This window comes from Halarchaeum grantii (genome assembly GCF_014647455.2).
In the GTDB taxonomy this organism is placed as follows: Archaea; Halobacteriota; Halobacteria; order Halobacteriales; family Halobacteriaceae; genus Halarchaeum; species Halarchaeum grantii.
In genome coordinates, this window is the sequence record NZ_BMPF01000003.1 from 483,700 (window position 1) to 500,312 (window position 16,613).

Annotated in this window: 8 protein-coding genes and 1 pseudogene; all 9 read left to right on the plus strand. The window is 72.2% G+C overall.

All coding sequences use genetic code 11. The annotated features are described in order from the left end of the window. Window positions 1–49: 49 nt before the first annotated feature. A pseudogene (locus IEY12_RS12265) lies at window positions 50–1,426 on the plus strand (diaminobutyrate--2-oxoglutarate transaminase); the annotation flags it as partial. Then, complete coding sequence (locus IEY12_RS12270; protein WP_188883998.1) at window positions 1,423–2,901, plus strand: pyridoxal phosphate-dependent decarboxylase family protein; 1,479 nt, start codon at window positions 1,423–1,425, stop codon at window positions 2,899–2,901. The pseudogene IEY12_RS12265 and the gene IEY12_RS12270, both read left to right, overlap by 4 nt. After that, window positions 2,898–4,733: an IucA/IucC family protein gene (locus IEY12_RS12275; RefSeq protein WP_229871256.1), complete on the plus strand. Its 1,836-nt coding sequence runs from the start codon at window positions 2,898–2,900 to the stop codon at window positions 4,731–4,733. Before IEY12_RS12270 ends, IEY12_RS12275 begins: the two co-directional genes overlap by 4 nt. Beyond that, the gene (locus IEY12_RS12280) at window positions 4,730–5,353 is read left to right on the plus strand and encodes a GNAT family N-acetyltransferase (protein WP_188883999.1); all 624 of its coding nucleotides are present in this window, start codon (window positions 4,730–4,732) and stop codon (window positions 5,351–5,353) included. The genes IEY12_RS12275 and IEY12_RS12280 overlap by 4 nt, the downstream gene beginning before the upstream one ends. Beyond that, entirely contained in the window at window positions 5,350–6,771 is a 1,422-nt protein-coding gene (locus tag IEY12_RS12285; RefSeq protein ID WP_188884000.1) for a lysine N(6)-hydroxylase/L-ornithine N(5)-oxygenase family protein, read from the plus strand. Before IEY12_RS12280 ends, IEY12_RS12285 begins: the two co-directional genes overlap by 4 nt. Continuing rightward, window positions 6,768–8,594 carry an IucA/IucC family protein gene (locus IEY12_RS12290; RefSeq protein ID WP_188884001.1) on the plus strand — a complete coding sequence of 609 codons (1,827 nt, stop codon included), beginning with the start codon at window positions 6,768–6,770 and terminating at the stop codon, window positions 8,592–8,594. Before IEY12_RS12285 ends, IEY12_RS12290 begins: the two co-directional genes overlap by 4 nt. A gap of 832 nt (window positions 8,595–9,426) precedes the next feature. Further along, complete coding sequence (locus IEY12_RS12295; protein WP_188884002.1) at window positions 9,427–10,641, plus strand: Cdc6/Cdc18 family protein; 1,215 nt, start codon at window positions 9,427–9,429, stop codon at window positions 10,639–10,641. Between the two features lie 151 nt (window positions 10,642–10,792). Beyond that, on the plus strand, window positions 10,793–12,934 hold the full coding sequence (locus tag IEY12_RS12300) for a hypothetical protein (RefSeq protein ID WP_188884003.1): 2,142 nt from the start codon (window positions 10,793–10,795) through the stop codon (window positions 12,932–12,934). After that, window positions 12,931–16,386: a UvrD-helicase domain-containing protein gene (locus tag IEY12_RS15895; protein WP_188884004.1), complete on the plus strand. Its 3,456-nt coding sequence runs from the start codon at window positions 12,931–12,933 to the stop codon at window positions 16,384–16,386. The genes IEY12_RS12300 and IEY12_RS15895 overlap by 4 nt, the downstream gene beginning before the upstream one ends. Window positions 16,387–16,613: the final 227 nt, after the last annotated feature.

Below are 16,613 nucleotides of genomic sequence, written 5' to 3' on the forward strand. Positions count from 1 at the left end.
TCGGACGGACCGCCCCGCCCGGACGAACGCGCTCTCGTCAACCCGAGGTGCCCACATGAGCTATCGCGACGCGAGCAACGACGCGCTGCTCGCCCAGCAGGCCGAGCGCGAGTCGAACGCGCGCACCTACCCGCGCCACCTCCCGCTCGCCATCGCCGAAGCCGGCGGCGTCACCGTCACCGACATGGACGGGAACGAGTACTACGACTGCCTCGCCGGCGCGGGCACCCTCGCCCTCGGCCACAACCACCCCGCGCCAACCGAAGCCATGACGCGCGTCCTCGACGACGAGCGCGCCATCCACACCCTCGACATCACCGCGCCTGCGAAGGAGCGCTTCGTCGACACGCTCCTGTCGAGTCTCCCCGACGAGTTCGCCGAGAACGCGAAAGTCCAGTTCTGCAGTCCCGCCGGCACCGACGCCGTCGAGGCCGCCCTCAAACTCGTCAAGGCCGCCACCGGGAACCGGTCGATACTCGGCTTTCAGGGCGCCTACCACGGCATGACCGCCGGCGCGCTCTCCCTCCTCGGCGATGCCGAGACGAAGGACGTCCCCGGCGTCCTCGCCGACGTCCACCACCTCCCCTTCCCCGACGACTACCGCCCGCCGTTCGGCGTCGGCGGCGACGACGGCCACCGCCTCGCCAGCACCTACGTCGAGAACCTCCTCGCCGACCCCAAGAGCGGCATCACCGACCCCGCCGGCGTGATACTCGAACCCGTGCAGGGCGAGGGCGGCGCGAACCCCGCACCCGACGCGTGGCTCCGCGAGATACGGCGCATCACCCGCGAGCACGACGTCCCCCTCGTCCTCGACGAAGTCCAGACCGGGCTCGGGCGTACCGGCGAGACGTACGCCTTCGAGCACGCCGGTATCGTCCCCGATGTCCTCGTGCTCTCGAAGGCTATCGGCGGCGGCCTCCCGCTCTCCGTCGTCGTCTACGACGACGCCCTCGACGAGTGGGGTCCCGGCGCGCACGCCGGCACCTTCCGGGGCAACCAACTCGCGATGGCCGCCGGCGACGCCACCATCGACTACGTCCTCGAAAACGACCTCGACGCGCACGCCGCCGAGATGGGTGCGCGCCTCCGCGACCACCTCGAGGGCGTCGCCCACCTCGACGCCGTCGGCGACGTTCGTGGACGCGGCCTCATGCTCGGCGTCGAGTTCGTCGACCCCGACGCCCCGTGGCCGGGCGCCGGTCCGCACGCCCCCGACGGCGACCTCGCCGCCGCCGTTCAGGCGGCGTGTTTCGAGCGCGGCCTCATCGTCGAACTCGGCGGCCGCGAGAGCGCCACCGCGCGCTTCCTCCCGCCGCTCGTCGTCACGCGCGAACAGGTCGACGACATCGCGGCCATCTTCGTCGACGCCGTCCGCGACGCCGTCGCCGCCGACGACTCGCTCACGCCCGAGGTGTCGCCGTGAGCGCCGACGGTCTCTTCCTCGACGCCGACCTCGGCGAGAAGGCCTACCGGAGTGCGATGGCGCACGCCGTCGACGCCGTCCTCGACGCCCGCGACGACGAGCCCTACTCGGGCGCCACTCCGGACGCTCTCGCCGCCGAACTCGACGCGCCCGTCCTCCCCGAGGACGGCGTCGGCCTCTCGAACGCCATCGAGGACGTCGCGGGCGACGTGCTCGCGCACTCCGTCGACACCTCCCATCCCCGGACGGCCGCGCACCTCCAGTGCCCGCCCATGATACCCGCGCTCGCCGCCGAGGCGATGCTCACGGCGACCAACCAGTCGCTCGACTCCTTCGATCAGGCACCCGCCGCCACCGTCCTCGAGGGGCGCGTCGTCAGCGCGCTCGCCGACCTCTTCGACCTCCCCTCGGACGCGGACGGCGTCTTCACGAGCGGCGCCACGCAGTCGAACTTCCAGGCGCTCCTCCTCGCGCGCGACCGCTCCCTCGCCGAGCACCTCGAATACGACGTCCAGCGCGACGGCCTCCCCGCCGCGGCGCGCGACCTGCGCGTCGTCGTCTCGGAGGAAGCGCACTTTACCACCGAGCAGGCCGCCCACTTCCTCGGCCTCGGCGAGGACGCCGTCGTCGCCGTCGAGACCGACGCCGACCACCGGATGGACGCCGACGCGCTCGCCGCGACGCTCGACCACCTCGACCGTGAGGGACGCGAGGTGTTCGCCGTCGTCGGCACCGCGGGCACGACGGACTTCGGCGCCATCGACCCGCTCGACGCGCTCGCCGACGCCGCCGCCGAACACGACGCGTGGTTCCACGTGGACGCGGCCTACGGCGGCGCGCTCGCGCTCACGGACGAATCCGACCGCCTCGCCGGCATCGAGCGCGCGGACTCGCTCGCCGTCGACTTCCACAAGCTCTTCTTCCAGCCCATCAGCTGCGGCGCGTTCCTCGTCCGCGACGGCGCGGCGTTCCGCCGGATGGCGCGCACCGCCGCCTACCTCAACCCCGAGGCGCACGCGGAGCGCGGCGTCCCGAACCTCGTCGGCAAGTCCACGCAGACGACGCGGCGCTTCGACGCGCTCAAACCCTACCTCACCTTCCGCGCCGTCGGCCGCGAACGCCTCGGCGCGCTCGTCGACGCGACGCTCGCGCTCGCCGACCGGACGGCCGCGCTCCTCGCCGACGCCGACGACTTCGAACTCCTCGCCGACCCCTCGCTCACCACCGTCCTCTTCCGGTATCGGCCGCGCGAGCGCATGCCCGACGCGGCCGTGAGCGACCTGAACGCCGCCGTCCGAGAGGCGCTGCTCGCGGACGGTACGGCGCTCGTCGCGCGCACCGACGTCGCCGGCGTCACCAGCCTGAAGCTCACCCTCCTGAACCCGACGGCGACGCTCGACGACGTCGCCGAGACGCTCGACGCGATTCGGGCCGTCGCCGCCGACGTCGAGGCGGCCGGGGAGGTGTCCCCGTGAGCACCCCGAACGCCGACGCCCCCGACCGGGGCGACGCGGCCCCCACGGAGAGGGCCGTGGACCCGACGCGCCGCGCCGAGGACGCCACCGTCCACGCCTTCCTCAACTGCTACCTCCGCGAGCGCGGCGACTACGACGTCACCGAGTCGTCCGTAGCGGGCGTGTCGCCGGGCGCCGACGGCCTCCTCCGCGCTACGCTCCCCGCACAGGACATCGCCCTCCTCGCGCCCCTCGACTACCGCTCGCCGACCGAACGCCACCGCTTCGAGACGCCGGTCCGGTATCGGCTCCCCGGCGGCGGCGTCCACGACGCGGACGCCGCGACGCTCGCGACGCTCGTCCTCACCGACCTCGCGCGCGACGCCGACACCGACGTTCCGACCGCGCTCCTCCGGCGCGTCCTCACCAGCCAGCAGAACACCGAGGCGTTCGTCGCCGCGCGTGCGGGCGACGCGGAGCGCCTCTACGCGGACGATCTTTCCTTCCGCGACGCCGAGCAGGCGCTCGTCTTCGGCCACCACCGCCACCCCACCCCGAAGAGTCGGCAGGGCATCGCCGCCCACGAGCGCGAGACGTACGCCCCCGAACTCCGTGGGTCGTTCGCGCTCCACTACTTCCGCGCCGACCCGTCGCTCGTCACGCAGGAGAGCGCGCTCGAGCGCTCGGCCGCCGACTGGGTGGCCGACGCCCTCCGATGCGACGACGCCGTCCCCGACGCCTTCGTCACCGAGCACGTCGAGAGCGACGACGTCCTCCTCCCCGTGCATCCGTGGCAGGCCGACTACCTCCGCTCGCGCGACTACGTTCGGGACGCGCTCGGCGACGGCCTCCGGTATCTCGGCGCCGTCGGACGCGAGTTCCACCCGACGACGTCCGTCCGCACGCTCTACAGCGAGGGCGCGCCCTTCATGGTGAAGTCCTCGCTGCACGTCCAGATCACGAACTCCGTGCGGGCGAACAAGCGCCCCGAGCTCGCGCGCGGCGTCGCCGTCGCCGACCTCCTCGAAACCGGGTTCGGCGACGAGCTCGCGGACGCCTTCCCGCGCTTCGACGTCGTGCGCGACCCTGCGTACCTCGCGCTCGACGTCGGCCCCGACGCCGAGTCCGGCCTCGAGACCGTCCTCCGCGCCAACCCTTTCCGCGGGAGCGCGGCGGCGAACGCCACGCCCGTCGCGTCGCTCTGCCAGGACGCCATCCGGGGGCGCTCCCGACTCGGCCGCCTCGTCGCGTCCATCGCCGAACGCGACGGCCGCAGCACCGGGGACGTGAGCGCCGACTGGTTCCACCGCTACCTCGAAGTCGGCATCCGGCCCGTCCTCTGGCTCTACCTCGTGCAGGGCGTCGGCGTCGAAGCCCACCAGCAGAACTCCGTCGTGACGCTCGACGACGACGGCTACCCCGAGCGGTTCCACTACCGCGACAATCAGGGGTTCTACTTCCCCGAATCGCAGTACGAGGACGTCGCGGCGTACCTCCCCGGCGTCGGCGAACGCGCACAGACCGTCTGCGCGGACGCGCTCGCGGACGAGCGCCTGCGCTACTACGTCGTCCTGAACAACGCACTCGACGTCGTGAACGCGCTCGGGTACGCCGGCGTCGCCGACGAAACCCGCCTGTTGGGCGTGCTCCGCGACGAACTCGAACGCGCACGCGAGCGCTACGACCGGCCGTCCTCCTCGCTCCTCCGGCCCCTGCTCGAGGACGCGACCGTCCCGTGCAAGGCCAACCTCCTCACGCGCTTTCGCGGCCTCGACGAACTCGAGAACGACCTCGAGAACCAGTCCGTCTACGCCGACGTGACCAACCCCCTCGTCACCGAACTCGACCGATGACCGACCCGACACTCACCGTCAACGACGACTACGACTACCGCACCTACGACCGCGACATCGACCGCCAGCTAGCGTTCCGGCCGGCGAGCGAGTCCCGCGATCTGGGGCGTCTGCATCGCTGGCTCGGGAGCGAGCACGTCCAGCCCTACTGGGAGCTCGACCTGCCGCTGCCCGCGTTCCGCGAGCGCCTCCGCGAGAAGCTCGCCGACGACCACCTCACGCCCTACATCGGCTGTCTCGACCACGTCCCGATGAGCTACTGGGAGTGCTACTGGGCCGCCGAGGACGACGTCGCCGCGCACTACGACGCCGACCCCGCCGACCGCGGCGTCCACCTCCTCATCGGCCCCACCGAATACCTCGGGCAGGGCTACGCCGTCCCGCTGTTGCGCGCCGTCACCGCGATGCAGTTCCGCCACCCCGAGACCGACCGCGTCGTCGCCGAACCCGACGCCCGGAACGACGCCGCGCGTCGCGTCTTCGAGCACTGCGGCTTCCGCGACGAGGGCGCGTTCCGCTTCGAGGAAGCCGGGAAGGACGCCCGCCTCCTCGTCTGCGAGCGCGAGCGCTTCGAGCGCGACGTCGCGCCCACGCCGGCCTCGGGAGGTGGCGAGCGATGACCGACGGCGAGGACGCGCCGGTTCGCGACGTCGTCGGAGTCGGGCTCGGGCCGTTCAACCTCGGGCTCGCCGCGCTCCTCGACGGCGTCGCCGAGGACGTCGATGCGGTCTTCCTCGAACGCGAGGCCGAGTTCAACTGGCACGAGGGGATGCTCCTCGACGGGACGACGCTCGAAGTGCCGTTCCTCGCGGACCTCGTGACGCTCGCCGACCCGACGAGCGAGCACAGCTACCTCAACTACCTCCGCGAGACGGGGCGCATCTACGAGTTCTACTTCTACGAGACGTTCCAGATACCGCGCCGCGAGTACAACGACTACCTCCGGTGGGTCGTCGAGCGCCTCGACGCGCCCGCGTTCCGACGCGAAGTCGTCGACGTCCGCTGGGCGGACGCCGACGCGAGCGCCGCCGATACCGGCGCTGGTGCCGACGCGCCCGGCCACTACGTCGTCACCGCACGCGACCCCGAGACGGGCGAACGCGACACCTACCGGGGTCGGCATCTCGCGCTCGGCATCGGCTCGCGCCCGCACGTCCCCGAGCACCTCCGGGGCCACCCCGACGCGGACGTCTTCCACACGGCGGCCTATCGACACACCCGCGAGCGCGTCCTCGACGCCGACTCCGTGACCGTCGTCGGCTCCGGGCAGAGCGCCGCCGAGGTCGTCGCGGACCTCCTCGAGCGCCAACCCGAGCACGACTACCGCCTCGACTGGCTCACCCGCTCGGAGGGCTTCTTCCCCATGGAGTACTCGAAGCTCGGCCTCCAGCACTTCAGCCCGGAGTACGCCCAGTACGTCTACGACCTCCCCCAGTCGACGACGGACGACCTCGTCGCGAACCAGGACCTCCTCTACAAGGGCGTCGACCCGGAGACCAGCGCGGCCATCTACGACCTCCTCTACCGGCGCTCCATCGGCACCGCCGACCCCGACGTCGGCCTCTTCGCGATGACCGACGTCCGCGATATCGCCGCCGTCGACGGCGGCTACGCGCTCGACTGCCACCAGTGGCAGGCCGAGGAGTCCTTCGTCCACGAGAGCGAGGTCGTCGTCCTCGGCACGGGCTACGAGCGCCCCGTCCCCGGCTTCCTCGACCCGCTCGAGGACGACATCGCGTGGGACGACCGCGGGCGCTTCGAGGTGACCGCCGACCACCGCCTCGACGTCGACCTGCCGGGCGACGTCTTCCTCCAGAACGCCGACCTCCACACCCACGGCGTCGGCGCGCCCGACCTCGGCCTCGGCGCCCACCGGAACGCGACGTTCGTGAACCGCCTGCTCGGCCGCGACGCCTACCCGGACGACGTCGACACCGTCTTCCAGGACTTCTCCGTCGACGCCTTCGTCGAGCGCGCGCCCGGCGCCTCCCGCGACGGGAGCGAGACGACCGTGACTACCACCGACCCCGACCGATGAACTCAGACGACGACCTCCGCGAGCGCGCACTGACCCCGGACGTCCGCCGAACCGTCGAGCGCCGCCTCCTCACGAAGATGCTCGAGGAGTTCAGCTACGAGGAGATACTCGACCCCGAGCGCGTCACGGACGGCGACGCCGCGACCGACGGCGAGCACGCCACCTATCGCGTCTCGCTCGACGCCGCCGACTACCGCTTCGACGCCACCGAACGGCTCCTCGACAGCTACTCGGTCGACGGCGAGAGCGTCGAGCGCCGCGACCCCGGCGGCGCGTTCGAGGCGACGACGGACCCGATCCGTCTCCTGCGCGACCTCGAAGCGAGCGTCGACGTCGACGCGCTCACCGCCGGGAACCTCGTGCGCGAGTACGAGCGCACCCTGCTCGCGGACGCCCACATCGAGGCGAAACGCCGCGCGCGCGACGACCACGACCCGACCGCGCTCGACTACGCCGAACTCGAGGGCGAGATGACCGGTCACCCGTGGATTACCTACAACAAGGGCCGCCTCGGCTGGGGCTACGACGACTATCGAGAGTATGCGCCCGAGCGCGGCGAGCGCGTCACCCTCTCGTGGGTCGCCGTCCGCCGCGACGACGCCACCTTCGTCGCCACCGACGGCGTCACTCACGACGGCCTCGTGCGGGCCGAACTCGGCGAGCACTACGGCGTGTTCCGCGAGCGCCTCCGCGAGCGCGGCCTCGACCCGGACGCCTACTACCTCCTCCCCGTCCACGACTGGCAGTGGGAGCACAGCATCGTCCCGCTGTTCGGCGGTGACATCGCCCGCGACGACATCGTCCCGCTCGGCGAGGGCCCCGACGACTACCTCCCCCAGCAGTCCGTGCGGACGTTCGTCAACGTCGACGACGAGGAGAAACACCACGTGAAGGTGCCGATGCGCATCCTCAACACGCTCGTCTGGCGCGGCCTCCCCGGCGAGCGCACCGAGATCGCGCCGACCGTCACCGAGTACGTCCAAGGTATCTACGAGCGCGACGACTTCCTCCAGTCGGAGGGCCTGATACTGCCCGGCGAGATCGCGGGCGTCAACTACGACCACAACGACTTCACCGCCATCGACGGCTCGCCCTACCAGTATCACGAACTCCTCGGCGCCGTGTGGCGCGAATCCATCTACACCTTCCTCGACGACGGCGAGGACGCCGTCACGCTCTCCGCGCTCATGCACGTCGACGGCACGGGGACGCCGTACCTCTCCCGCCTCGTCGAGCAGTCCGGCCTCACCCTCGACGAGTGGCTCACCGAGTTCTTCGACACCGTCCTCCCGCCCCTCCTCCACTTCCTCTACCGCTACGGGACCGTGTTCTCCCCGCACGGCCAGAACACCATCCTCGTCGTCGAGGACGGCGTGCCGACGCGCCTCGCCATCAAGGACTTCGCGGACGACGTGAACGTCAGCGACCGGCCGCTCCCCGAACTCGAACGCCTCCCCGACGAGGTGGACGCCGTCCTCCGCAAGGAGGACCCCGAAGGCCTCTGCCAGTTCATCTTCTCCGGGCTCTTCGTCTGCGTCCTCCGCTACGTCGCCGACGTCCTCGAACGCCACGAGGACTACGACGAGACGGCGTTCTGGACGCACGCGCGCGAGACGGTGCTCGACTACCAGCGCGACTTCCCCGAGCTCGAGGATCGCTTCGACCGCTTCGACCTCCTCCGGCCGGAGTTCACGAAGCTCGCGCTCAACCGGAATCGCCTCCTCGACTACGGCTACGACGACGCCCCCGGCCGGCCGCACGCGAGCGAGCACGGCACCGTCACGAACCCGCTCCACGCCGTCGCCGACCGCACCGACGACTGAGACCGGGCGGACGCTGGCTGTCGCATCACTGACGGCCCAGTGACCGTCGCCCACCCATCCAGCGTCTACGACGAGATGGAACGGTCGCCTGCGGGTGTCACAGCCGTCACTGCACACGCGAGTGAGTGAGCGGATGAGCGTTCCACGCGCACACCGTGTTTCCGGTGAATCGGCTGTGGTGGCCGGGGGTCGGCCGCGATGCCGGGACGACACGGCGGACCGCCGTGCTGCCACCTCGACTGTCGAGCGCGACGCGGACAGACACACCGGGTTTCCGGTGAAACACGTTCGAGAGTCCCCGGTGGCGTCACGGTGTCGGCGACAGTCGGTGACGAATCGGGGCCGGTGGCTGACGAAGAGATGAGTAGTACTATATACTATAGCTTCGTTAAAATCCACTAGCTAGATATCTGTATTATGAAGTCGATACTGTTGTATCGACGTATTCTTCTTGAAACAACCCCCCACTCCTCAGCAGTTTCTCGCGCTCGACGGGTCGCCCATCGCTTCGATGGGCTGCACCTCCTCCGACGGGCTCCTCTCCTCACTGGGCCTTTGTTTCCGATTGGCACCCACACGTCTCCCCGGTCGTCCGCATCGACGTGCCACCACGTTGACCGCTACGTCGAGCGCCGCAAGCCGTCTCGCCGTCGTGTCGTCCCCGCGCGGCCGCTCGTATCCCCCGTCGCCCGAGGGGCGTACCGCGCTTCCGGTGAAATGGAACCCCGGCTTCGTGACCCCTCCCATGCCTCTCTGACCTATTTCACCGGAAACCCGGTGTGTGTGTCTCGGAAACGCTCAAGTATATTCACCGGAAACACGGTGTCACCGAATGCCCGACACCGACGACCTCTTCATTCGCGAGGACCCCGTCTTCACTAACAAGGAGCTCCTCGAAATCAACCACCTCCCCGACGAGGGGCGCATTGTCGGCCGCGACGAGGAAATCCGCCAGCTCGCCAATGCCGTCAATCCCGCCATTTTCGGTCAGAGCCCGAGCAACATTCTCATCTACGGCAAGACGGGCACCGGGAAGTCGCTCTGCGCCAAACACGTCTCACAGCGCCTCGTCGAAACGGCCGGTGAGGAAGACATCGACGCCGTCTACGCCTATGTTGACTGCGCACAGGACTCCACGGAGACGCAGGCTGTCCAGACGCTCGCCAGCAGCGTCAACGACCGCGCGCGCACCGACGCGAAGATTCCCGACAAGGGCATCAGCACCGCGACGTACTACAAGCGCCTCTGGCGCATTCTCGACGCCCGCCACGACATCGTCCTCGTCATCCTCGACGAGATCGACAAACTCGAGGACGACGACATCCTCATGCAGCTCTCGCGCGCCGGTGAAGCCGGGAAGATCACCGACTGCAAGGTCGGCGTCATCGGCATCAGCAACAAGATCAAGTACAAGGACCGGATGGATGAACGCGTCAAATCGAGCCTCTGCGAGCGCGAGTTCGTCTTCCCGCCGTACGACGCCGACCAACTGAGCAGCATCATGCGCGCCCGCGCTGATGCGTTCCGTGACGGCGTCCTCGACGACGCCGTGATTCCGCGCGCCGCTGCCCTCGCTGCGCGCGAGCACGGCGACGCACGCAAGGCCATCGACATCCTCCGGTACGCGGGCGAGATCGCTCAGTCGAGCGGCTCCGAGGCCGTCGAGGAGCGCTTCGTCGTCGACGCCCGCGAGCGTGCCGAAACCGACCGGTTCCGCGAGCTCATTCGCGGGTCGACGCCGCACTCCCGCTACGTCCTCCACGCCCTCGTCGTGCTCGCGCTCGACGACGACACCGACGACGACGGCTTTCGCACGACGCGGATCTACGACGTCTATGAGCAAATCTGCCGGCAGGAGGGCCTCGACGCCCTCTCGCTTCGTCGCGTGCGCGACCTCCTGAAGGAGCACGCGTTCCTCGATATCGTCGAGCAGTCCCGACACAGCGGCGGGAGCGCCGAAGGCACCTACACGAACCACACGCTCCTCGAGGACCCGACCGTCATCCGCGAAGTACTCACGGAGACTGCCACCCCCAAGGGCGCGTAGCCCGGCCGTTGGTTTCACCGGAAACCCGGTGTCCGAGATGTCGTCCACTCCCGAGCGAGTGACGGCCAGCAACGCGTACCCCGTCCGCCACGTCACTCGTTGAATCGCGGCCACTTATGCCGCTCTCGCGCCAACGACACGCCGTTCGAGAGTGCGCCCCAACACCCATTCCGCCGGCCGCGACGCGCGGGCGCTCGACGTCACCGTCCACGTCTGCGCGGAGGAGACGCTCACCGCGTGGGCGCGCCGTGACGCGAGCGCGCGCGCCCTCGTTCTCACGCCCGAGCGCCTCCACCGGCGCAACCTCAAGCACGCCCTCGCCGCCGCCGACCGCCCGCGAAGCAGCCTCCGCCTCACCGACCCCCGGAGCGTCGCGAACGCGGTGGCCGACGACGGCGGCGAGCGCGCCCGCCTCGACCGCGCCGACCGACTCCGTCTCGTCGGCGACGTCCTCGCCGACGACCCCGACGGCGTCGACGCCCTCCGGCGCGCCCTCGGGACGGACCTCGGCGCGCGCGCCGAGACGGTCGAGGCCGTCCGCGAGGAACTCGACGTCGTCGCCGGCGGCCGCGACGACGCCACCGACGCCCTCCTCGACGTCGCCGACACCCTCCCCGCGTACGCGCGAGACGAGACGACCGCGCTCCTCCGCGGCGTTCGCGCCGTCGAACGCGCGCTCGCCGACCGGACGGACGCCGACGTCTCGCCCGCCGCCGCGCTCCGCGACGGCCGCGCGGCGCTCGCCGCGAGCGACGGCGACGCCTGGACGGCCGCCTACCCCGCCGTCGAGCGCGTCGCCGTCGCCGGCGTCAGCACGCTCGGCACCGCGCTCCTCGACTTCCTCGGGGCGATCGCGGCCCACACCGATGTTGAGGTCCACCTCTTCACGCGTGCGCGGACCGGCCCCCGCATCGCCGAGCGACTCCCGGCGCGACTCCGGGTCGGCCGCGACGCGCAGGTCGACGTGGACGTGGTCGACCGCACGCCCGCGCGACTCGCCGCCGACATGCCGGCCGTCGAACTCGTCACGACCACGCGCCGCCGCGAGGCGCGCGCCGCGCTCGCCGCCGTCGACGTCCTCCTCGAGCGCGGCGTCCCCGCGAGCGACGTCGCGGTCGTCGCGCGCGACGTCGACCGCTACGAGCGCCCGCTCGCGTCGGCCGCCACCGAATACGGCCGCCACCTCTCCGTCTGGACGCAGCTCGCGCTCCGCGATACCCTCCCGTACCGACTGCTCGTCGCCTGCCTCGACGTGCTCGCGGCGCACGCCGGCGACCCGGGGGCGGTCGGGACGGGTGTCGCGACCGGCGCGCACGGCGCCGAGGACTCCGGCCGACCCGGCCGCGTCGGGGCCGACACGCTGTTCGCGCCGCTCGACTACGAGTGGGTGCCGCCGGACGCCCGCTCGCGCGCCGTCTGGCCGCTCGCCCACCCCGACGTCTCGGCCGTCCGCCACCGCGTCGACGACGGCCGCGCCCGCACCCTCGCCGACTGGACCGCGCGCCTCGCCGACGTCTCGGGGCCGACCGCCGCCGGCGTTCGACGGCTCCTCCGGTGGGTGCGCGACCGGCCCGCGAACCCCGACCCCCGATCCGTCGAGGACGCGCTCGCGCCCCTCCTCGACGCCTTCGACGACGTCGCCCTCCCCGCGCGCCTCGACGCCGACACGCCCGCCCTCGCCGAGACCTCGCAGACGGCGCGCGCGCTCGTGCGCTCCCGAACGCTCCTCGGCGAGACGCGCCGGAAGTACGCCGACTGGCTCGACCGCGGGCACGTCTCCCGGGGCTGGACGGCCGTCCGCGACGTCCTCGACGCCGTCGCCACCACCCGCCCGGGCCGGCGCGAGCACGACAACGCCGAGCGCGTCGACGTCCTCGACGCGAACGACACGTGGCTCCGCGACTACCGCTACGTCGTCGCCGTCGGCCTCGTCGACGGCGAGTGGCCCGACCGCCCCGACGGCGCGCTCCCCGCAGCCCTTCGGGACGCCGTCGTCGCCGGTGACGGGGCCGCGAGCCGGCTCGGCGTGCGCGGCGCGTGGACCGAGGAGCGCGACGCCGACCACTTCGTCGATGCCGTGCGCGCCGCCACCGACGGCCTCGTGCTCACGCGCTTCACCGAGGACAGCGCGGGCGCCACCTATCAGCGCTCGCCGCTCCTCGAGGACTGGGGCGTCGCCCCGCCCGTCGTCCGCGACGGCGGTGTCGCCGCCCTCATCGCGGCCGACCGGCGACTCGCCACCCCGCTTCGGTGCGTGCTCGACCCCAACGGCACGACGGGGGGATCGGAGTGACCGACACCACCCGGGGAGACGAGCGCGACGTCCCGCGACTGCGTGGCGCCCAGCGCGACATCCGAGACGCCTTCCTCGCGCACGATTCGGGACTCTTCGTCCTCGACTGCAACCCCGGCGCCGGCAAATCAACCGTCGCCGAGCGACTCGCCGCCGACACGCTCGCCCGCGCGCACGACCGCGGCGAGCGCGCCCCCGAGCGCAGCCTCTGCGTCACCTCCTTCGCCCGCGACGACGCCGCCGCGATCCGCCCCGGCATCGAGGACGCCCTGCGCGCGCTCGCTGACGATACCGACCGCGACGTGGACGCCGACCACGCCACCGCCCTCGGTGACGCGGACGCCCGTACCATCGCGCGACGCGCCCGCGCGAGCGACACCATCGGCACCATCGACGGCGTCCTGCGGACCGTCTTCGCCGACGTCGCGACCGAACTCGGCTTCGACGCGACACCGGACGTCGGGAACGAGGCGCGCCTCGCACCCCTCCGGGAGGACTGTCTCGCGGCCCTCCGCGACGACCCCGAGCACGCCGCGACGGCCCGCCGACTCGACGCCGCCTATCCCGGCGGCGAACACACCGCAGACCTCGACGCCCTCCTCGTCGACGCCCACCGCGCCGCCCGCGAACGCCGGCTCACCGTCGACGCCTTCGAGGACCGCCTCCGCGACGCCGTCGGTAGCGCCTACCCCGAGGGCCCGCCCGACGACTTCGCGGCCGTCGCTCGTGACATCGCCGCGTTCGTCGACCCCGAGACCGCCGAGCGGACCGCCGCCGGTTTCGACGCCGCCGAGCGCGAGGCCTTCCGCGAGACCGACCGCGCCACCCACGACGCGTGGCGCGCCGCCGTCACCGACTTCTGCGCGCTCCTCTGCGCGTTCGCGGAGCGCTACGACGCGCGAACGCGCGAGCGCGGCGTCGCCTCCCACCTCGACGTCGCCCACTGGGTCGCCGCCTACTTCGGCGACGACGCCCACGCCAGCGACTACCGGGCCGCCCGCCGCGCGCACTACGCCGCGCGCCTCGACACGCTCATCGTCGACGAAGCACAGGACGTCTCCGCCGTCCAGCACGACGCGCTCGCGCCGTTCGTCGACGCCGACACGCGCGTCCTCCTCGTCGGCGACGTCAAACAGTGCATCTACGCGTGGCGCAACGCCCACCCCGACCTCTTCGAGCGCGCCCGCGACGACGGCGTCTACTTCGGCGTCGACTGGGAGACGCACGTCGTCGAGCGCGCCCAGCGGACCTATCGCGCCCGCCCGGACGTCGCCGCCGCCATCGACGCCGTCTTCGCGGACGTCCTCACCGACCCCGAACGCGGCAACGCCGGCGCGCTCACCCTCGACTACCCGTCGCTCGTCGCCGACCGCCCGCCGCTCGACGCCCCGAGCGTCCACGTCGCCGCCCACGGCACCGACGGCCGCCCCGGCACGCGCGACTGGGCCGAGCGGGAAGCCGCCCACCTCGCCACCTACCTCGCGGGCGCGCTCACCGACGGCACCCTCGACACGCCGGACACCGACGACGGCGACTACCCCGGCATCACCGTCCTCTTCCCCCGGCGGACGCATATGGACGCCTTCGCCGACGCGCTCGCCGCTCGCGGGATCTCCGTCGCCGACGCCAGCCAGCACCTCTTCGCGCACCCGTCCGTCCGCCTCGCCGTCGCCGTCGTCCGCTGGCTCGTCGCCCCCTTCGACGCCGAGCGAACCGCCGCCCTCCGCGACGCCGACGCCGTTCCCGACGCGCTCGTCGAGGCACTCGACGCCCGCGAGCTGGACATCCGGGACGCCACCGATACCGACGACGGGGACGGCCTCGGTGTGGTTCTCGACGGCCTCCGCTCGCTCGCCGAGCGACGCGCCCGCCACGCCAGCGACTCCGGCGCGCGCGTCCTCGAAGACGTCGTCGAGCGCCTGCACCTCTCCAGCGACCCGCTCGGCGTCGATCCCGGGCGTGCCGAGCGCCGCGTCGCCGCGCTCGACGCCCTCCTCGATCACGTCGCCGACTGGACGGGCGACGAACGCCCCGCGCTCGCCGACCTCGCCGCCCTCCTCGAACGCTACGCCGAGTCGCCCGGCGACGGCCCGTCGGTCCCCGTCCCCGACGCGGACGGCCACGACGTCGTCTTCCGCACCATCAACCAGATGAAGGGCGACGAGGACGACGTCGTCGTGCTCGCCGACCTCAGCGCGCACCTCGGCTACCACGGCCCCCACCGCGACGTCCTCCTCGCGCACGGCGACCACCTCGCGCTCGCCCCGCCCGCCGACTGCGGCGACGCCCCCGCCATCGACGGCTACGACTTCGGCGTCTACGCCCACCCCGAACGCGCGCCCGACGACGGCCGGGAGCGCCGCGACGCCGGCCTCCGCTGGGCGAGCGAGCGCTGGGTCGAGCGGCGTCTCGCCGGCCCGCCCGCGCTCGCCGCCGCCGCCGGCGACCACCGCGCCGAACGCTGGCGCCTCCTCTACGTCGCCGCCACGCGCGCACGCGACCACCTCGTCCTCTCACTCCCCCGCGACCGCCACCCCGACAGTCGCCGCCCACGCGACCACTGGATGGACGCCCTCCACCGTGGCCTCGGCCTCGCGGACCTCGAGCGAGGCACGCGCACCGTCGACACGCGCGCCGGCCCCGTCGCCGTCGACGTCAACGACGTTCCGCTCGTCGACCGCGTCGAATCGCCCGCCACGCCGCCCACCCCCCACGCCGCGACCGGAAGCGAGACGCCTACCACTGGGTGGACGCCGCGCTACGTCAACGCCAGCACACTCCACCCGCTCGTCACCGACCCCGACACCCACCTCCTCGACCACCTCCAAGGGACCGCCCTCCACACCGCCCGCGACGCCCCCGCCGACTCGCTCGCCCTCTCCTTCGACGGCTACGGACCCGACGCCGTCGGGACCGTCGCCCACGCCGTCCTCGCGACCGCCATCGCCGGCGGCGTCGACACCGAGACGCTCCGCGCGTGTCGCGGCCCGCTGGCCGCCCGACTCGACGCCGCCCTCCACGACGTCCCGTCCGGTGCGCGCGCCGAGCTCCGGGCGTTCGTCGCCGACACCGTTTGCCCACAGTTCGCCGATACCGACACGTGGGCGCGCCTCCGCGAGAGCGACGCCGTCCACGTCGAGGACCCGCTCGACGCCGTCGTCCGCGTCGGCGGCCTCGCCGTCGAGACGCAGAACGTCGCCGACGTCGTCTCCCGCCGCGACGGCCGGTGGTACGTCGACGACCTCAAAGTCGCCCTCGCCCCCAGCGACCCAGCGACGCGCGCCCGATACGACCTCCAGACCGCCACCTACGCGTGGGTGCTCGAACGCCAACACGACGCCCCGGCCACACCCGTCGTCACGCGCCTCGGCGTCGACCCGGCAGTCCGACGCGTCACCGCGCCCGTCGTGCCCGTTGAGGAGTGGCTCGCCGCCCTCGACGACCTCCGGTGACGCGCGAAAACCGTGGCACGGCAGGGCGTCCCGAAGGGGGTGGTGGTTCGACGGCCTTATCCGTTACCCGGGCATTCGAAGAAATGCGAAGGACGTGACGTGGCCCGGTTCACCCGGCGCCACCGACGCACTCCCTCCCGAATCTACTCGGGTGACGCTCCACCTCGCTTCCGGCGAGGTCGGAACGTCACCCTTAAGGGTATCCCGCGATTCGGAACAAATGCGAG